General features: G+C 58.4%; 18 protein-coding genes. 10 read left to right on the top strand and 8 right to left on the bottom strand.

Annotated features, from left to right (window positions below):
• On the top strand, positions 1-315 hold a 315-nt coding region (locus ACRXB1_RS04550; protein ID WP_449491240.1), incomplete at its 5' end, for a ribonuclease.
• Positions 316-500: 185 nt separating this feature from the next.
• Here the strand turns inward: ACRXB1_RS04550 and ACRXB1_RS04545 are convergent.
• Positions 501-935: a pyridoxamine 5'-phosphate oxidase family protein gene (locus ACRXB1_RS04545; protein ID WP_062001412.1), complete on the bottom strand. Its 435-nt coding sequence runs from the start codon at positions 933-935 to the stop codon at positions 501-503.
• A 207-nt stretch (positions 936-1,142) separates the two neighbouring features.
• Positions 1,143-2,135 carry an urea transporter gene (locus ACRXB1_RS04540; RefSeq protein WP_449491239.1) on the bottom strand — a complete coding sequence of 331 codons (993 nt, stop codon included), beginning with the start codon at positions 2,133-2,135 and terminating at the stop codon, positions 1,143-1,145.
• A 482-nt stretch (positions 2,136-2,617) separates the two neighbouring features.
• On the opposite strand from ACRXB1_RS04540, the gene ACRXB1_RS04535 reads away from it, so the two are divergent.
• Positions 2,618-4,822 (top strand): OsmC domain/YcaO domain-containing protein, encoded by a 2,205-nt coding sequence (locus ACRXB1_RS04535; protein WP_449491238.1) that lies wholly within the window; start codon positions 2,618-2,620, stop codon positions 4,820-4,822.
• Between the two features lie 108 nt (positions 4,823-4,930).
• Here the strand turns inward: ACRXB1_RS04535 and ACRXB1_RS04530 are convergent, their stop codons facing one another.
• Together ACRXB1_RS04530 and ACRXB1_RS04525 are read right to left on the bottom strand one after the other, a co-directional pair.
• A complete protein-coding gene (locus ACRXB1_RS04530) occupies positions 4,931-5,377 on the bottom strand; it encodes a hypothetical protein (protein ID WP_449491237.1) in 447 nt (148 codons plus the stop codon).
• A gap of 561 nt (positions 5,378-5,938) precedes the next feature.
• Positions 5,939-6,847 (bottom strand): LysR substrate-binding domain-containing protein, encoded by a 909-nt coding sequence (locus ACRXB1_RS04525; protein ID WP_119024770.1) that lies wholly within the window; start codon positions 6,845-6,847, stop codon positions 5,939-5,941.
• A gap of 226 nt (positions 6,848-7,073) precedes the next feature.
• On the opposite strand from ACRXB1_RS04525, the gene ACRXB1_RS04520 reads away from it, so the two are divergent.
• The 5 genes from ACRXB1_RS04520 (at position 7,074) to ACRXB1_RS04500 (ending at position 11,677) form a co-directional block, all read left to right on the top strand.
• Positions 7,074-7,964, top strand: coding sequence for an amino acid ABC transporter permease (locus ACRXB1_RS04520; RefSeq protein ID WP_449491236.1), 891 nt, complete (start codon positions 7,074-7,076; stop codon positions 7,962-7,964).
• A 2-nt stretch (positions 7,965-7,966) separates the two neighbouring features.
• Positions 7,967-8,770: an amino acid ABC transporter ATP-binding protein gene (locus ACRXB1_RS04515; RefSeq protein WP_449491235.1), complete on the top strand. Its 804-nt coding sequence runs from the start codon at positions 7,967-7,969 to the stop codon at positions 8,768-8,770.
• 51 nt (positions 8,771-8,821) lie between these two features.
• Positions 8,822-10,138: an LLM class flavin-dependent oxidoreductase gene (locus ACRXB1_RS04510; protein ID WP_062001417.1), complete on the top strand. Its 1,317-nt coding sequence runs from the start codon at positions 8,822-8,824 to the stop codon at positions 10,136-10,138.
• A gap of 50 nt (positions 10,139-10,188) precedes the next feature.
• Positions 10,189-10,695, top strand: a complete 507-nt coding sequence (locus ACRXB1_RS04505; protein WP_449491234.1) for a flavin reductase family protein — start codon at positions 10,189-10,191, stop codon at positions 10,693-10,695.
• A gap of 64 nt (positions 10,696-10,759) precedes the next feature.
• Positions 10,760-11,677 (top strand): ABC transporter substrate-binding protein, encoded by a 918-nt coding sequence (locus tag ACRXB1_RS04500; protein WP_449491233.1) that lies wholly within the window; start codon positions 10,760-10,762, stop codon positions 11,675-11,677.
• A gap of 115 nt (positions 11,678-11,792) precedes the next feature.
• On the opposite strand, the gene ACRXB1_RS04495 is transcribed toward ACRXB1_RS04500, so the two are convergent.
• Together ACRXB1_RS04495 and ACRXB1_RS04490 are read right to left on the bottom strand one after the other, a co-directional pair.
• The gene (locus ACRXB1_RS04495) at positions 11,793-12,584 is read right to left on the bottom strand and encodes an MBL fold metallo-hydrolase (protein ID WP_062001419.1); all 792 of its coding nucleotides are present in this window, start codon (positions 12,582-12,584) and stop codon (positions 11,793-11,795) included.
• Positions 12,585-12,604: 20 nt separating this feature from the next.
• Entirely contained in the window at positions 12,605-13,423 is an 819-nt protein-coding gene (locus tag ACRXB1_RS04490; RefSeq protein WP_449491232.1) for an alpha/beta fold hydrolase, read from the bottom strand.
• A gap of 124 nt (positions 13,424-13,547) precedes the next feature.
• Between ACRXB1_RS04490 and ACRXB1_RS04485 the strand changes: the two genes are divergently transcribed.
• Positions 13,548-14,504 (top strand): LysR family transcriptional regulator, encoded by a 957-nt coding sequence (locus ACRXB1_RS04485; RefSeq protein ID WP_449491231.1) that lies wholly within the window; start codon positions 13,548-13,550, stop codon positions 14,502-14,504.
• A 34-nt stretch (positions 14,505-14,538) separates the two neighbouring features.
• On the opposite strand, the gene ACRXB1_RS04480 is transcribed toward ACRXB1_RS04485, so the two are convergent.
• The gene (locus tag ACRXB1_RS04480) at positions 14,539-15,666 is read right to left on the bottom strand and encodes an MBL fold metallo-hydrolase (protein WP_449491230.1); all 1,128 of its coding nucleotides are present in this window, start codon (positions 15,664-15,666) and stop codon (positions 14,539-14,541) included.
• An 83-nt stretch (positions 15,667-15,749) separates the two neighbouring features.
• On the opposite strand from ACRXB1_RS04480, the gene ACRXB1_RS04475 reads away from it, so the two are divergent.
• Positions 15,750-16,364: a TetR/AcrR family transcriptional regulator gene (locus ACRXB1_RS04475; RefSeq protein WP_449491229.1), complete on the top strand. Its 615-nt coding sequence runs from the start codon at positions 15,750-15,752 to the stop codon at positions 16,362-16,364.
• Between the two features lie 63 nt (positions 16,365-16,427).
• Here the strand turns inward: ACRXB1_RS04475 and ACRXB1_RS04470 are convergent, their stop codons facing one another.
• Positions 16,428-17,987 carry an MFS transporter gene (locus tag ACRXB1_RS04470; protein ID WP_449491228.1) on the bottom strand — a complete coding sequence of 520 codons (1,560 nt, stop codon included), beginning with the start codon at positions 17,985-17,987 and terminating at the stop codon, positions 16,428-16,430.
• Positions 17,988-18,176: 189 nt separating this feature from the next.
• Here ACRXB1_RS04470 and ACRXB1_RS04465 point away from each other — a divergent pair, with 189 nt between their 5' ends.
• On the top strand, positions 18,177-18,653 hold the full coding sequence (locus ACRXB1_RS04465) for a MarR family winged helix-turn-helix transcriptional regulator (RefSeq protein ID WP_449491227.1): 477 nt from the start codon (positions 18,177-18,179) through the stop codon (positions 18,651-18,653).
• The last annotated feature ends 47 nt before the right edge of the window (positions 18,654-18,700 follow it).

The following is an 18,700-nucleotide window of genomic DNA, read 5'->3' as shown; positions in this document are numbered from 1 at the left end:
TCGTCGGCCGCACAGGGGCGGAGCGCGCCGGCCACTGTCACCACGGCGCAGTTGCCGGCGGAAACAGCTGAAACGCTACGTCTGATCAAAGCGGGTGGCCCGTACCCGTTTTCCGAGGATGGTGTTTTGTTCCGCAATAGCGCGTCGTTACTGCCGCAGCATCCGCGGGGCTATTACCACGCATACACGGTTCGCACGCCTGGCTCTGCCGACCGCGGGCAGCGCCGGATCGTATGTGGTGGATCGCGCCGGCAGATCGGCGACTGCTTCTACACCGACGATTACTACGTCAGTTTCAAACATATCGCACCGTAACTGGATTTGCGGTCGGTGTTCGAACAGCAAGACATCTCTAAGGCCCGGCTTTCATCCAGGCGTGACCGCTGATGTGGTGTGCCGTACAGGCGCTGCGATTCATTTCACGGCTGCGGCTTGCCGCCGGCCGCGATGCGGGCACGACGCCGAGTTGCACACCAGTGCTCAAAGGCACGCGAGCGCTGTTACAAGGCCACTTCGCCGTCTTCCTCGCCGTCCCAGTAATGAAGACGCTTCGCCGTTACCTTGATCAGCACGACGCCGGGCGTGTTGAAACCTTCCTCGAACCAGCGGTCAATCTCCTTCGACCAATGCGCCTTGATTGCCGGCTTCTCGCGGATCAGCTCCGCGCGCCCTTCTATTGCAAGAAATACGCCGGGCTTGCCAAGCAAGTGTTTTGCGCCAGTGAAGGTCAGTCCAACAACGGGGTCGCGCTGGATGTCGGCGACTGTATGGGTTTCTTCCGAGGTGAAGAAATAACTGTCGCCATCGTATTCGACGTCGCCATTGTTGCTCATCGGACGACTTGAAATCTCGCCATTTGCGGAACGGGTCGAGAGCATGGCGAAATCGATTTTCGCCATCGTTTTTGATACGTCAGCCAGAGTCATGGCAGCCATGTTTGCTCCATCAAGGTCGGGCCAACCGTGTACGCAAGCGCTGTTCCTTACGTCCGTACGCGGCAATGAAGTCCGGACCGACAGCCGGAAAAGCCGTTGCCCAATCTCACGCCGGCGGCTCTCGTCAAGCCAGCAGACGCGAAGACTCCAATTGCTGGTAACCCGGCCTGACTTCGATCCTGCCCGGAACGGCCGTCTCCTTGAACATCAGCGTATCTCTTGCGCCTTATCGTTCGACGCGTCGAGTGCAAGAGAGACGCTTTCATGGTGTATGAGCGTTTTCCTTGAGAGAGCGAGCTGCCTGCGCTCTACGAATACTTGAACGGTCCAGGAAGCGATTACAAACGGCGCAGTCAGCAGTGGTATTCCGATCATCGAGCCGACCCAGGCAAACGCGCAAGTCAAACCCACCGCAGCAACCGCTGGTCCGGTACCAAGGCGATAAGTGGCTATTGCGGCAAGCGCCGAGTTGAAACCGCATGCGCCGCTGACCATTGCATATTCCGGCGCGCCGGCGATGGCGGATAAACAAAGCCCTAGCGTGCTGCCTATCAGCGCCCAGAAGGCCGCGGCTGGGCGGGTAAGCACCAGCCCGACGAGAATAATGCTGCCAGCAAGCAAGCCCGTGGCAAAGACAATCGGCGCAAGCCCGGCTACCACGTGAGACGTGAACGAGATGAAAAGTGCTGGCGCGTCGACGTGCGGTCCGTTGAAGAAAGCACCTGCTGCGCCGACGTTCCAGGCATCTGTTTCCGCCGGTCCGCTAGAGTGGATTGTTGGAACAAACGGCAGCCACGCCCATGTGACGACGATTGCCGGGCCGGAATAAGTCGGTAAGTTGCGCACGTGCAGCGCACGAGTCATTGCCGCCGACAGTGCGCTCGCGGCGATAGCAGCCAGGATGGCGACAGCTCCGGAAGACGAATCGTTGTCGATGAAAGTGAACGCCGCCAACGCTGCCAGTGCTCCATTGAAACCGTGCAGATCGCTTCGGGATGCCGTTGAATTCAGGTCCGCAAAGATATGGCCGACAAGGTTTCCTGTACTCGCGCCGATCAGCAGCGCGCATCCAAGCCGCGGGCTGACGCTGAAGACAGCAATCAGGATGGCCACGCCCATTCCCGCATTTCGTTGCAGGAAAATCTGGCCGATGCTTCGCGCGAACGGCAGGGGTGACGCCCCCGGTGAGGGTAACGCCATGTTTTGTTCGTTTTGCATGGTGAGGATTGAAGCGTTGAACCATTGGCTGCCATTCGGCGCGACGGACGTGTTTTTCTTCCCGGTCCAATGTGTATCCGGTCACCGCTTGCCTGGCCGCAGGAAAGATACAGGTACCGCGGCGAAAGTGTTCGGCCGAATCAAATAGTGGGTATTACGCGCGGATGGCAGTGGCATCCGCTTCGCCGCGGCCTCGCGAAAACAGTGGACGCGTTCTACGCACACTTCGAGCGGCATGCTGTTCGGGTCCGCCGGTTGACCGGGCATCCGTGTCGATGCCGTAAAAGCCCGGAGCAAACATAGGGATAAGGGCAACCTGCAGTGTCGCCATGTCCCTCTCATGTCCCTCTCGCGTCTGAAGAATGATGCAGGAAGAACTCGTGCCGTCTCAGCTTGGTGCAACTGCCCTTGGCAACGGATAATAGCGATCACGACATCGTCAGCGCTATTTTTAGGATTCCCCCATGGAAATTAAAGTCAACTTTCTCGATAAGCTGCGTCTCGAAGCGAAATTCGATGACTTCACGGTAGTAGCTGACCAGCCTATTCGCTATAAGGGCGACGGCTCGGCGCCTGGTCCCTTCGACTATTTCCTGGCCTCGTCGGCCCTGTGTGCAGCTTATTTCGTAAAGTTGTACTGCGTGACTCGCAATATTCCTACCGAAAATATCCGCCTGTCGCAAAATAATATTGTTGATCCGGAAAACCGGTACCAGCAGATTTTCAAGATTCAGGTCGAGCTGCCGGCGGACATCTCTGCGAAAGATCGCCAGGGCATTTTGCGCTCCATCGACCGATGTACCGTGAAGAAAGTGGTCCAGGCCGGCCCCGAGTTTGTCATCGAAGAGGTCGAGAACCTGGATGCCGATGCCCAGGCGTTGCTGACGCTGAAGCCAGCGGCTGACGCCAGTACCTACATTGCGGGCAAGGATCTGCCGTTGGAGGAGACCATTGCCAATATGTCCGGCGTCCTGGCGGCCTTGGGCATCAAGATTGAAATCGCTTCGTGGCGCAATCTTGTTCCCAATGTGTGGTCACTGCATATCCGTGATGCGCACTCGCCGATGTGTTTTACCAATGGCAAGGGCTCAACCAAGGAAAGCGCGCTGGCGTCGGCGTTGGGGGAGTATATCGAGCGGCTGAATTGCAACCATTTCTACGCCGGCGCGTTCTGGGGCGAAGACATCGCCAACGCCGCGTTTGTCCATTATCCGAACGAGCGCTGGTTCAAGCCTGGCCGCAAGGATGCGCTGCCGGCTGAAGTCCTGGATGAGTACTGTCTGGAAATCTACAATCCCGACGGCGAGCTACGTGGCTCGCATCTGATCGACACCAACTCCGGCAATACACAGCGCGGTATCTGTTCGCTGCCGTTTGTGCGGCATTCGGACGGCAAGGTCGTGTATTTCCCGTCGAACCTGGTAGAAAACTTGTATGTCAGCAATGGCATGAGTGCCGGGAACACGCTGGCCGAAGCGCAGGTGCAATGTCTGTCGGAAATTTTCGAGCGGGCGGTGAAGCGCGAAATCCTGGAAGGTGAAGTCGCATTGCCTGACGTGCCGCAGGAGGTGCTGGCGAAATACCCCGGCATTCTGGCCGGCATTCAGGGCTTGGAAGAGCAGGGCTTTCCGGTGCTGGTGAAGGATGCGTCGTTGGGAGGGGTGTATCCGGTAATGTGCGTCACTTTGATGAACCCGCGTACAGGCGGTGTGTTCGCGTCGTTCGGCGCGCATCCAAGCCTGGAGGTTGCGCTGGAGCGTAGTCTGACGGAGTTGCTGCAGGGCCGCAGTTTTGAAGGCCTGAACGAACTACCACGACCCACTTTTGCCAGTGAAGCCGTGACTGAGCCGAATAACTTTGTCGAGCACTTCATCGATTCCAGTGGCATCGTGTCATGGCGCTTTTTCAGCGCCAAAGCGGATTTCGAGTTTGTCGAGTGGGATTTTTCCGGTTACGGTGAAAACTCCAATGCCGAGGAAGCCGCAGCGTTGTTCGGCATTCTCGAAGACATGGGCAAAGAGACGTATACGGCGGTGTATGACCAACTGGGCGCCGTAGCCTGCCGGATTTTGGTGCCCGGGTATTCGGAAATTTATCCAGTAGAGGATCTGATCTGGGACAACACGAACAAGGGACTGTTGTTCCGCGCCGATGTCTTGAACTTGCATCGCCTGGACGATGCCGGCCTGGCAGCATTGCTTGACCGGTTGGAAAACAACGAGCTGGATGAGCACTCGGATATCGCCACTTTGATCGGTATCGAATTTGACGAGAATACGGACTGGGGACAGTTGACCGTTCTCGAGTTGAAGCTGCTGATTCATCTCGCCCTACAGCAATTCGAGGAGGCCCAGGAGCTGGTAGGTGCCTTCCTGCAGTACAACGACAACACGGTCGAGCGCGGATTGTTTTACCAGGCTTTGAACGTGGTGCTGGAGGTGCTGCTCGATGATGACCTGGAACTGGACGACTACGTGGTCAACTTCCGTCGAATGTTTGGCAACGCCCGGATGGACGCAGTAATGGGATCGGTAGACGGCAGCGTGCGGTTCTACGGTTTAAGGCCGACGAGTTTGAATCTTGAGGGTCTGGACAGGCACCACCGCCTGATCGACAGCTACAAGAAATTGCATAAGGCGCGGGCCAATGCGGCGGCTTTGGCGCGTTAGGGTTTCGACAATCGACTGGGAATGGGGTGGGAGTACAGGGCGCTAGTCGGTGATTTACCAGCCGTTGCGCCTTACGGCAACCATCCCAGTCCGTTTAAATGAGTCTATTTAGTTAGTCCTGGATTTAAACCATGCAGTACTTTCAGGTGTCAGCAAGAATAACCCGGCGACAGTTTCCGCGGCGATGATTATTAAACTTAAGACGTTGCTCTGCTCGTAGGATAGTCCGGATGCGAACAGACGGTAGAGAGTTGTAGTGATGACGAATGCCGTCAAAAGAAGCGCAATGTTTCTCGCCCAAAGCTTCCCAGCCGAAAGCCGCATGATGACAAACGCATGGAAGATCAAAATGGCGGAGAACAGCCCAAAAACCGTGATCGCCCCTTCTACTTCAGGGCGAGTCAGGAAAGGCGGAGCGCCTGTTCCATGAACGATGCGGAAAAAGAAGGCTGCAAACCCAATCCAATAGACCGCAACTGCGGCTCGAACGAAGTTGGGGGTATTGTTGTCCGGGAAGAAGATAAATTTAGTTTCCGCTCTCAAAAGAACCTCCATAAATTTATTACCGCCGTCCGGTTGCCGATTATAGTCCGGTTCAAATTGCGGATCACCGATTTATTGGAGCTAATCGGCGATCAAGAGGTCGGCCCCAAGTTAGAGATATCGGCCTCAATCTCAGAGGCTCGTTTTTGTTTTATGAAGATGTGCGCACGGCCCCGGACAAGGTATTCGAGTTGGCTTGCGCCTACATGGGCGCAAGTCCGTTTTTTTCTCTCAGGTTCCGGCGTGATAGACGTGCCGTTGATCCGAAGAGTACATAGGTAGGTATTACCCAGTCAAATAGTTTTATAAGGTAAATAATACCCAATATCCAAGTAACTTTCCTGAATGCGTTACTGGGTATGAGATTCGCTAACCCAACACATCTTGCAAGGTGTGACAAAAACAAGACAAAAGAAGGCGGGTTCAATCCCGCACACTGCGAAGTCCGGCGGCGATCCGATTTCTGGAATGCAGCCTCCGACGTGCGACAAAACCCGAATACAGTTCTACATACTAATCGACAGAATCCCGTGATGCTGGAGCGCGGCGCAAAACCTGGGTAGAAAAGCCATATCACGCCACAAGAACCGCGGGACCCAACTCCGCAATTGCAAACTCGCGGACATGAGCGACGAATGGCTTCAGCAACAACGGAGCTGGCCGTTGGGATGGCGTGAGCAACGCGAAATCCGTCACGAGCGAAGGCTCAAACGGCTTGAACACAACGCCTGAGCCCCGATACCCCCATGCACTGATCGCGTCGATTACAGAAACACCTGCGCCAGCCTCAATGAACGCGCAAATCGCATGACCCAACTGGCATTCCATCTGCGCCTTCATCTCGACGCCATGCGCTGCAAACAGCGCGTCCATCCGCAATCTGGATTCCACACTGCGTGGATGCGCTACAAAACGCTCACCGGCCAGATCAGTCGGCGTGATGGTATCGAGTGCGCATAGGCGGTGCCCCGCCGGCAATGCACACACCATCCGCACGGAGATCAGCCGCTCGCCATGCGCGGACGCGTGGTTCATGGAAAGGATTGCGAAGCCGACATCGCAGCGCTGACCGATCACCCTGTCCACGACCGAGCGTGAGGAGTGGACCGCCAGCGCTATATGGGCCTCCGGGCGCGTCTTCAAGTAATCCGAAATGGCGTGCGGCAAAAACGAGAGCGCAATTGCGGGCGCGGCCGCAACCTGCAATGTCCCGTGCCGCATGTCCCTGATTTCATCCGCTACCCGCGCAATGCGATCGACTCCCGCGAGCGAGCGTTGTACTTCCTCGTAAAGCGTTTGCGCTTCTACCGTTGGAATAAGGCGTCCCTTGACGCGGTCGAACAGCTTGAACCTCAACGAGCTTTCCAGATCGGCGAGAAGACGTGTCGTGGCCGGTTGCGATATGTGAAGCATCTCGCTGGCAAGCGTCACCGTCTGATACAGCATGACCGCCCGGAAAGCCTCGAGTTGTCGAATTTTCACTGAGACGTCCTATAACAAAACATTATCGTATTCGCAAAATAAAGCATTTCACAACCGTTTTTTGCCTCCCTATTCTGCATTCATTCCAGCTTTTTATCGGGCAAAGTTCGTGAGCGACGGCCGGCATTCCGGCTTCCAACCCACGACGGGTCCCGCTGAAGATGAAGCGATTGGCGGCCATCACACTGCCGATACGATTCGAACAATCGACGAGGCTCATTCACGTATGAATCAAAACGCCGACTATCAACAGGAGCAGTTCATGGCGGGTATGAACCAGCAAGGCGAGCCTCCCGCTGACCTGCGCATTCACGCGCGACCGAAGAAATCGGACTGGCTCTGGTATGGACTGTTCGCTATTGCGATGGTCCTTTTTTATGAATTGGTCATCGATAACCCCCGCTGGCAGTGGGACGTCGTCGCGCACTACCTGTTCAATAAACGCGTGCTTGGCGGGCTGGCGAATACGCTGGTCCTGACGGCGCTGGCGAGCGTGCTCGGCCTGATCCTGGGCGCTGTCATTGCTGCGTGCCGCATGGCGGACAATCCCGTGTTGCGCGCTGCGGGCTATTTTTATATCTGGATCATCCGGGCTACGCCGACGCTTGCCATGCTGCTGTTCCTGTTTTTCCTGTCGGCTCTCGTTCCGCGCCTGTATCTCCCCGTACCGTTCCTGCACGCGACTCTGTTCGATATCGACACGAATACTGTGATCTCGCGTTTCAGCGCGGCGATCATTGGCCTGGCGATGTATCTGGGCGGACATAGCGCTGAGATTTTTCGCGGAGGCCTTGCATCTGTCGACAAAGGTCAGCGTGAAGCGTGCAAGGCGATGGGCATGAGCGACTTTCGCATGATGTTTCACGTGGTCGTGCCGCAAGCCGTGCGCATCATCATTCCGCCGCTTGCGAACGAACTCATCACCATGTTCAAGAATACGTCGCTCGCCTCGGTGATCGGCTACGTGGAACTGCTCACAACAGTGCAACTGATTTATTCGACCAACTTCGAGACGATTCCATTGCTTACCGTTGCATGCCTCTGGTACCTGGTGCTCACCAGTCTCGCCATGTGCGGACAAAGTCTTCTTGAACGCCGTTTTGGAAAGGGAGTCTAGTCATGGACGCCTCCAGCATTGCCAGGAATGCAAACGAGTCGGGCAACCCACTGCTCCAGATCCAGACGGCCACCAAGCAGTTCGGTGCGTTCACCGCGCTTGACGCGATCGATTTCTCACTGGACAAAGGGGAAGTGGTCGCCATCATCGGCCCATCGGGTTCGGGCAAGAGCACGCTCCTTCGCTGTATCAACATGCTCGAACTGATCGACTCGGGCACGGTGACCTTCAAGGGCGAAGTGCTCGGCACCGAAATGCGCGGCAATCGCCGCATCCGTTTGCCCAAGAAAGAACTCGACCGGCAACGACGCTATTTCGGCATGGTGTTCCAGGGTTTTTACCTGTTTCCCCATTACTCCGCGCTTGACAATGTCATCGCGGGACCTCGCATTGTCGGCCGAGAAGCAAGAAAGGACGTGATCGAGCGCGGACGCGCGCTACTCGCGCGGGTGGGCCTGGCCGACAAGATGAAGCACTACCCCGCGCAACTTTCGGGCGGACAGAAGCAGCGAGTGGCAATCGCACGGGCGCTCGCCATGGAGCCGGAGGTCATGCTCTTCGACGAGCCGACCAGCGCGCTCGATCCCGAGCTCGTGAACGAAGTACTCGACGTCATGAAAGGGCTGGCGATTTCCGGCACCACCATGATCGTCGTGACGCATGAAATGGAATTTGCCCGCAAGGTATCGAACCGCGTGGTCTTCATGGACGGCGGACGGATCGTCGACCAGGGCTCGCCCGCGCATATTTTCAACGGCGGCGGCACCGAACGCACCCGGCGCTTCATTTCGAATATGCCCGATTGAGATGGGCGGCAACGGGTTGTCGACTCAACCCCAGACATGACTGGAGATGTGATGGAACAAGACAAAATGATGCGGATTGGCCTGTCGATGCGTTACCTCGGCTATCACATGGCTGCCTGGCGGCACCCTGATGTGCCTGCAGGCGGTGCGATCGATTTCAAATATTTCCTCGATAGCGCCCGCAAGGCTGAAGCAGCGAAGCTCGACATGATTTTCTTTGCCGACGGCATTGGTGTTCGCGCCTCCGATACGCCAAAGGGTTCGCTGACCCGCGACTCGAAGAACGCAGAGCTCGAACCGCTCACCCTGCTCGCGGCCATCGGTGCTCACACATCGAATATCGGACTGGTGGCGACGGCCTCCACTACGTACAACGAACCGTTTCATATTGCCCGAAAATATGCATCCCTCGACCATATCAGTGGCGGCCGGGCTGGATGGAACGTGGTTACCTCCTGGTCCCAGCAGGAAGCGTGGAATTTCAGCCGCGATGAACACTTGGGCTATGAAGAGCGCTACGAGCGGGCCGATGAATTCGTCGATGTTGTCAAGAAGCTGTGGGATAGCTGGGAAGACGATGCATTCATTCGCAACAAGGAAACAGGTATCTTCTATGAGGAGTCGAAGCTGCATGTTGCGAATCACAAGGGCAAGCACTTCAGCGTCCGGGGACCGTTGAACTCGGCTCGCACACCCCAGGGCCGGCCTATAGTCGTTCAAGCGGGTGCGGCCGAAGCGGGACGCGAGCTTGCAGCCAAAAATGCCGACGTCGTATACAGCGCCTCTTTCGATATATCGTCGGCACAGAAATACTATGCAGACCTAAAGAGCCGTCTGGGAAAATACGGGAGGACGGCCGACCAGATGCTGATCATGCCGGGCCTTACAACCTATGTCGGGAAGACAAGACAGGAGGCGCAGGACAAGTACGATCAGTTGCAGGAGCTCATCGATCCGTTGAGCGGCCTAGCAATCCTGCACAGCACGCTCGGCGACCTTTCCGGGTATGACCTGGATGGACCCGTTCCAGATATCGGTTCGGGCGCGGTCAGCAGCATTGGGGGCGGACTTATCGAAATGGCCCGGCGCGAAAACATGACAATTCGCCAGTTGTACAAGCATAGAGCTTCGGGTGGCCGGCAGCTCATTGGAACAGCGGCGGATATCGTGGACGACATGGAGACTTGGTTCAAGGAAGGCGCGGCCGACGGCTTCAACCTTTGCCCGGCTATTTTGCCGAACGGCCTGGAAGACTTTGTTGAATTCATCCTCCCTGAGCTGCGCAAACGTGGCCTGTTCCGGACCGAGTATGCGTCGAGTACGCTGCGCGGAAACCTCGGACTCAAGCCGCTCCAGTTCGGCGACTAAGCGCCGCGCTTTATGAAGCCCAACATCACGAACAATTTCGAGTAAGAGCCATGCCCATATCGACCAATGTGAACGCTGACGCGTTCCGCCACGCAATGACGTGCTTTGCCAGCGGTGTCACGGCCATAACCACGCGAGAGGCCGGCTTGCCGTCGGGCATGCTCGCGACCTCGGTATGCAGCCTGTCCGTAGATCCCGCGACCATGCTGGTCTGCATCAACAAGTCAGCGTCCGCGCATGATGTCATTTTACGAACCAAGAAGTTTGCCGTGAACTTGCTGTCCGCAGATCAGACTGCGGTCGCGAAGCGCTTCACATCGTCGCGCGGCGCGGAGCGTTTCGAACCGGGACAGTGGCAAGACGGCAACACCGGTTCGCCCATCCTGATCGGTGCGGTCGTCGTATTCGATTGCAACCTGATCGCCGTACATGACGGTTTCACACATAGCATCATGGTGGGTCAGTTGGCGGATGCAACGGTCAATGAGGACATGGCGACGGATTGCCTTTTATGGCACAGGCGCGATTTCGCGCAGAGCACACTAAGAGCGGCGTAACAGGGCCTGCGCCGACTGCATTCACTGGTTGCAAGCTACGTTCACTCAGCGAGGTTTGACTAGAATGAATCCTTACCCTCTGACCGGCACAGGATGCACGTCCCGGACCATCGTCCGGGCGGCGGCGTGTGTCTTCGCCTCGCTGTTTCTCGCTCAAGTTGCCCGGGGCGAGGACTCATCCAAGGTTCCGAACGTCAAGGCCGATGCCGCGCTCGCGGCGGCCGTGCCGAAGTTTTATCGTGATCGCGGAACGTTGCTCGCAGGAGTCAATCCTGATGTCGTGCCGATCAAGTTCGTAGATGACGATGGCAATATCGCCGGCTTTACACCAGACCTCTTGTCTGCTGCCGCCGCCTTGCTGAACCTGAAGCTCGAGCTCGTTCAGTCGTCTTTCGACGCGCTGATCCCCGGGCTGAATGCAAATCGCTTTGACGTGTTGCTGTCGCTTTCCGATTTCACGTCCCGGCACACGGTCGTTACGTTCGTCGATTACCTGAACATGGGCGACACCATCGTCGCGTCGCCGGCGAGGAATGTGTCAATGAAGTCGCTCGATGACCTGTGTGGCCTTCAGGTTGCGCTACCGCGTGGCTCGGCTTCGGGACAGGCAAGTGCCAAGATCAGCGACGCATGTATCAAAGCAGGAAAAAAGCCGCTTACGGTCGCGACCTATCCCGACTCCAATATGACACTGCTTTCGCTTTCGACGGGCGTCAGCGAGGTGGCGTGGGTGGACTCGCCAGTGGGCTATTACAACGCCAGCAAAACGCCCGCAAAATACAAGGTCGTCTATTTCAATCCGCTGGCGCCATATGGCATCGGCTTTGGCGTCGATGAAAAGGGAAAGCAACTGGCGTCATCGGTTCAACAAGCGCTTTTGAAACTGCAGAAAGATGGTGTCTACGACGCGCTGCTTAAAAAGTGGGGATTGTCTTCCAGAGACGGAAAGCCGCTTTTTCCAATCAACGGTGGAAAGCTGTAGCCGTCAAGGTTGCAGGGTCCGGGCGAAGCTGCGTGGACCGTTGAAGAAAGTTCGCGCGAAAGAAACGAGCACGCGTGCTGACCAAGCAATTCGTGGCTGGCAAGATGCCACCACCTTAATCAACAACCTCAGTGAGCTTGTGGCTGGCACACGTACACACGCCAGCCTCCATCCCGTATTTGCGCCCGGGCTTCTGCTTCCGCAACGAGAGAGCATGCCGGCGCACTTCCGCAGCATTCAGAGGGCCGCCATGGCCCATATGAAAGCGTTGCATACCCGCGTCCACCATTCCTATCAATTCCCCGCTGACAGCTTGCGGGTCATCTTCGAACGGGGGGCGCATGGCGTGTCCCTTGCGTACCAATCCCCCAAGAAAGACTCCAGATGCGACGAGGTCGCCGACCAACGCGTCTCCACTGCCCAGTTCGACCGACACGGAGCCGGCCGTGTGGCCTGGGGTGTGCCTTGCCACGCCGTCGATTCCGTAAGGGCTCAGATCAAAGCTGGCATCGTCCTGCAGCAGGATGTCAGGCGTGAACGGCAAGTACGGTTCGCGGGGTAAGCCAGAGCGCAAGAAGAGCGGGCCCCACCAGTGCGCGACGCAGTATGTCATCTCCTTGCGCCGCTCGTAATAGTCCAGATCTCCGGCATGAGCCAGGATTGGTGCGCCCGTCAGTTCACGCAATCGTGCAGCCGAACCGGCATGATCCGTGTGCGCATGAGTGACCACGATCAGCGTCACATCTCGGAATCCGCGACCGTGCTCCATCAGAGCGCGGCCAATCTTTTCCTCCGAGCCTGGCGTGCCGGTATCGACGAGGACGCAGCCCCTTGCACCGACGATCAGGTGGCAGTGGACCATGCCGAACGGCAGGATAGGAATCGCAGCGATGGAAGGTTTGTTCATGATGTAGTCCTTATGGCCGGTTACGGCGTCATACCCTGCAGGGCCAACACGACGGACTCGCCCTCAATCGCAGCGACGAATCGCGCAATGAGTTGCGCCACCTCGGCGGGCGCCTCCAGCGGCGACAAGTGCCCCGTTCCGGGCAGGACGTGCATCGCCGCGTGCGGGATGCGAGGCAACAATTGCGCCTGCAGTGTCGCGACGGGATCGACCTGATCAAGCTCGCCTGAGATGACCATGGTCGGCGCGTCGATTGACGCCATCGCTGCTGTAATGTCTTCGCGCATGGCCACGTTTGGCCAGGCTGCCTTCGCCTGCGGTGCGCCCCTCAGGCTGTCCTCGATGACTTGCTCGCGGCGAGCGGCGTCGAGCGATCGTGCGGTCAGGACGTTATCGATCACGAATTCAACCGATTCGCGCGATTGATACGCGCCGGCCAACGTCGCACGTTGCTCGTCGGAAAGGAGCACCGGCGACGGAGGCGATGGCGAGACGAGTACAAGGCCTTCGAGCCCGTTCGGCCGACGCGATGCGATAAGTTGAGCAACCTTCCCGCCCATCGAATGGCCGACCAGAACGTAACGCTGCAGCCCCAGCGCATCGATGACGCCTTCGGCGTCAGCGGCAAGGTCGGCGATGCCGTAGCCGTCGGCGGGCGCCTCGGAATCGCCCCAGCCGCGGTGATCGGTGGCGACGGTTCTATAGCGGTCGGACAATTCACTTGCTACCCCATCCCATGTGCGCGACGAGCCGCCGTAGTAATGCAGGAACACCAGCGCCAACTCGCCGCTGCCGCGCTGCGTGACGTGGATTCGCGTACCGTTCGACTTGATTTCCATTTCCGTGCCCTGGTTTGTTAGTTGATGGCGAAATGTTAGATTCGAGTCTTGAATTTGATAATTGGCTGATTGGTGTTTTCAGTCGATAATCCTGTTATCGAATTGGAAAGGGAAGGGAGGGGACGTGGATCGACTCACGAGCCTTGGCGTTTTCGTCGCCGCCGTCGAGGAAGGCAGTTTTGCGGCGGCAGCGCGCCGCTTTGGCCTATCGGCGGCAATGGCCGGCAAACACGTAAGCGCCCTTGAGTCCGAGCTGAATGCGCGGTTGCTCCAGCGCACCACACGGCGCTTGAGTCTGACCGACACCGGCCAGACTTATTACGAACGCTGCAAGCGGATTCTCGAAGCCTTCGACGAAGCAAGGCGTGAAGCAAGCGATTCGCAAGGCACGGCGCGCGGTCTGCTGCGCGTCGCGGCGCCGGTCACGTTCGGCGCGATGCATCTGGGCGAGATCGTGGCGCGCTATCTGGACGATCACCCGCACGTCAACGTGGAAGTGCTGCTTGGAGACCGCTATGTCGATCTGATCGATGCAGGTGTCGACGTCGCAATCCGGATCGGACGGCTGGAAGACCCTGGACTTGTTACGCGCCGGCTTGCGCCGTGCCGCATGGTCGTGTGTGCGTCTCCCGCCTACCTGAAGCGCCATGGAACGCCGCGCAAGCCTGCCGACTTGATGCGTGCGCAACGACTTGCTTTCAGTGAAGCTGTATCGGCCGGCGACTGGACATTGTTCGATGCAAAAAACCGCGCGCACGTCATCGACGGACCAAGCCGGATGACAGCCAACAACACGCAAATGCTTCTCGCTGCAGCCCTCGCCGGCGCCGGTATTGCGTACGGTCCGACATTCGTGTTCGGCGAGCACCTCCGGCGCGGCGAACTCGTCGCGCTGCTGCCGGCGTATTGCACGGCCAATCTGACGATCCAGGCGGTTTATCCCAGCGCGCAGCGCATACCGCTCAAGGTGCGCCGCTTTGTGGATTACCTGGCCGAAACGTTCGGCGATGAGCCGCCTTGGGATCGCACGGCGAAGCCTCTCGGGAGCGACGGTTCCGCGCTGGTTGAGAGCGGCCGTTGAGGCGAGCCGGGCAAGAGCGGGCGCTGCAATGGTGTCACGGATTGGTTTGCCGAGTGCGCCCGCACGAAAACCAGCGGCGCGGAGCCGTCGACACGTGCGCAACGTCAGCAACATCTCGCCACCACCGCTCACCGTGATGCGGCGTCGTCAGGTCGAGCCGCTCTCCCATGCGCGGCGTCGCGAGAGGAATGCCACGCGCGGCGGCAAGTGCGACCGCGCGCTCGTAGGGTTCCTGCCAGCGATGCATCGCCAGATCGAACGTGCCGTTATGAACCGGCACGATCCATCGTCCTTGCAGATCGACGTGCGCCTGTATGGTTTCTTCAGGCTGCATGTGAACATACGGCCATTGGGCGTCGTAAGCGCCCGTTTCGAGCATGGTTACGTCGAACGGACCGAGTCGTTCGCCAATGGTCTTGAACCCGTCGAAGTAGCCGGTATCGCCGCTGAAGAACAGACGCAAACCGTCATCGACGATGACCCATGAGGCCCATAAGGTGCTGTTGCCGTCGAACAGACTGCGGCCCGAAAAATGTTGCGCCGGTGTGGCCGTAAATTGCAAGCTTTCGATCTCGGTACCTTGCCACCAGTCGAACTGGCGTACTTTCGATGCGTCGATACCCCATTCGACCAGGCGATCACCCACGCCCAGCGGCGTCAGAAACACCGCGGTCTTGGCCGCGAGCGCCAGTACCGTTTCGCGGTCCAGATGGTCGTAGTGGTCATGCGACAGGATCACACCGCGAAGCGAAGGCAGATCTTCGAGCGAGATGGGCGGCGCATGAAAGCGCTTCGGGCCGAACCGCCTGAAGGGCGACGCACGTTCTGCAAATACGGGGTCGGTCAACCAGAACTGACCACGAAGCTTGAGCAGCATGGTCGAATGTCCCAGCCGATACAAACTTCGATCAGGTGCCGCGTCGAGCTGCTCGCGCGACAGCGGATCGACGGGAAGTCTGTGTGCCGGCCGCGTACCGTCCGGTTTGTGAAAGATGATGTTCCAGATGATGCTTGCGGTCTTGCGGATTCCCTCGACCGGACGCGGCTTGACGTTGCGAAAGCGGGTCCCGTCGTGCTGGGTAGAGGCGCTGAACAGACCACGCCCGCGTTGCGCCGCGGTCAAACCCAGGGCGCGGCAAATTGAACCGGTGAACGATGCCATCAAGGGCGCCTCGGTATTCGAAGTAGACTGTTCAGTGTAGTTTGTTTTCAAGAAAAGTAAACTGCCTGGTGTAAAATTCGTCGATGAATACCGGTGATATTTCATTACGTCTTACCGACCGCAAGCGCGCTTCGATCATCGACGCGGCCATCCAGGAGTTTCTGGCGGCCGGCTTCGATGGGACCAGCATGGATCGCGTCGCCGCACGCGCAAGCGTCTCCAAGCGCACGGTCTACAACCATTTCCCAAGCAAGGAAGCGTTGTTCGCGGCGATCCTGCGGCAGTTGTGGGAGTCAAGTGACACAGATCAAGCGCCGGTGTATTCCTCCGGGCATCCATTACGCGGGCAACTTCTGCAGCTTCTCCTGAAGAAGCTTCGCCTTTTGAATGATGAGGCGTTCTTGTCCCTCGCCCGCGTTGCGATCGCGGCGGGCATTCATTCGCCGGAACGCGCGCGCGATATGGTGGCGCGTATGGGTGAGCGCGAGGAAGACCTGACGTGCTGGATTCGCGCGGCTGCTGAGGATGGCCGCCTGAACACGCCGGACCCGGCTTTCGCTTCACAGCAGTTGCAGGGTCTCGTAAAAGCGTTTGCGTTCTGGCCCCAGGTCACGATGGGGCAACCGCCGCTCAGCGTGGATGAGCAAAGGCGGGTAGCGGAGTCTGCCGCCGACATGTTTCTAGCGAGCTATGCGTGACTCAGCTATGCGTGACTCGTCTGCGAGGTGAAGGCATTCCCGTTGGCCGCAATGCCGGAGTGTCTACTTGCTTTGTCCGGCAGCGATGCCGATGGGCGGCGTTTCAGCCGGATTGACCAGATTCCACGTGAGCCACGTTGCCACTGCCATGAACGCTGCCGCACACAGAAACAGCGCCTGATAACCCCCTGCGAAGCTGTTGACGGCCAACGTGTGCAACGTCGCTGCGTCGATTCCCGGCAGTGCCACGCTGGCCAGGCGACCAGCAGTGATGTCCTGTACGAGACGCAGGCGCGCGGCCGCATCGATCGACGGCAACGCCTGGGCGACAATGCCATGAACACGAGCGTAAAGCACAACGCCGAGTGCGGCGATGCCGATCACTAGTCCGGTGAAACGCGTCGTGCCCGATACACCCGACGCCATCCCGGAACGCTCCTTCGGGATCACCGTCATGCCGACTTTGGTCGTCTCGCCATTGAGCAAGCCAGCGCCCGTCCCGACGACCAGCATGCCGGCAACAAGCGGCCAGTACTCAACCATTGTCGCTACTGCCGCGAAAAAGCACAGTCCGATGCAAACCAGCAGCAGGCCGAGCGTGAGCAACGCGCGCCCCGACAGACGATGCGCCAGATGGCGCGACACGACACGCGGTACGACGAACAGAGGTACGACCATGGGCAACATCATCAGTCCGGCGGTGGCCGAGCTTTCCCCTAGACCGCTTTGCAGAAAGATCGGCACGAAGGTCAGCATTGTGAGCAAGCCCACGGAGAACGCGAACTGCGCGAGCGTTGCGCCTAGATAAGTCGGTTTGCGGAAGTACGACAGATCGAGCATCGGCCGCGCCTGACGCCGTTCGACAATGATGAAGAGCGCAAACAGGATGAGTGCGCCAACGAGTTCGCTGGCGATCCAGCGGTCGCTCCATCCACGCCTGTTCCCTTCTATCAACGCAAGCGTTATCAGAAAAAGCGCGCTGGAAAAACAGGCTACGCCCGGCAGATCGAGCCGCATTGCGTTCGGATCGTGAGACGACTGGATCACACGCAGGATCAGGAAAAGAAGCGCGGCGCCGATCGGCACATTCACATAGAAAGCCCACTCCCAGCCGAATGCTTGCGTGATGATCCCGCCCACCACCGGGCCGCTCGCGATTCCAATGCCGACGACCGTACCCCAGAACGCAAACGCACGTGCGCGCGCTTCGCCGTGGAAAGCGTGCGATAGCGTCGCGAGTGCGGCACTGAGTTGCATCGCCGCTCCGGCGCCTTGCAATGCGCGTGCGGCAATCAAAACGGGCAAGCTCCAAGCCAGTCCGCACAGCAATGAGGCAAGCGTGAACAGACTCAGGCCGATCACCAGCAACCGTTTGCGGCCGAAGCGGTCCGCAAGCGCGCCCGCGGGCATCAGCAACGATGCGAAGCTCAGCATGTAGGCAGTGATCACCCATTCGATGCCATCAAAATTCGCGTTCAAGGAACGTGCGATCGACGGCAACGATACCGACACGATGTTGGCGTCCAACTGCAGCATGAACGACGGCGCGGAGGTACAGATCAGCACCAGCCATTCATGACGCTTGGTCGAAACTTCGGATGCGGCAAGAACCGGGCGATTCATGTGGTTGCGTCCTGGCCCGCGGCGTACGTTGCGACTACGAAGCGATTCGTACAACTGGCAAGCCACATAACGCGTCTCCAGGAACGGGCGGTCCAGTCTTCATTATCTGCATATGCTTGCATTTCGTCAATTGCCTGCATATGCTGACATTTCAGAGCGAGCTTTGCGGGATTGGTACAGATGAGAACGATGGCTACAAAAGTGGCAGGAAAAAAGGCAAAGAAGGCCGGTTGCAATTGCACGGTACTGCGCAAGGCGACGCGTCGGGTTTCACAGCTCTACGACGTGGCGCTCGCGCCATGCGGTCTGAAGACGACTCAGCGCGCAATCCTCGCGCAGATAGGGCGCTCCGAGCCCGCCAATGTCGGGGCGCTCGCGAATGCATTGGTAATGGACCCGGGCGCGCTCGCGCATACGCTGCGGCCACTCGAGCGCGATGGATTCATTGAGGTGGCGGTGGATGCTGATGACCGGCGGCATCGGCTGATCAGCCTCACGTTGCAGGGGCGCACCAAGCTCGCCGAATCCGATGCCTTGTGGCGCAAAGCTCAAACCGGATTCAACAAGGCTTTCGGACAACCCGAATCCGAAGCCTTGCGTAACATGCTGGAGCTGTTGCTGTCTGATGATTTCGCCGCCAGCTTCGAGAAGAGCATCGGTGCTTAACCGAGCTTCCTCGAAGGCCTCTTTCTCGCGATGAGCCGGGAATCTCG

This window comes from Caballeronia sp. M23-90 (assembly GCF_053574605.1).
Note: the sequence above shows the minus strand (reverse complement) of the source record. Positions and strands in the feature narration are given on the sequence as shown.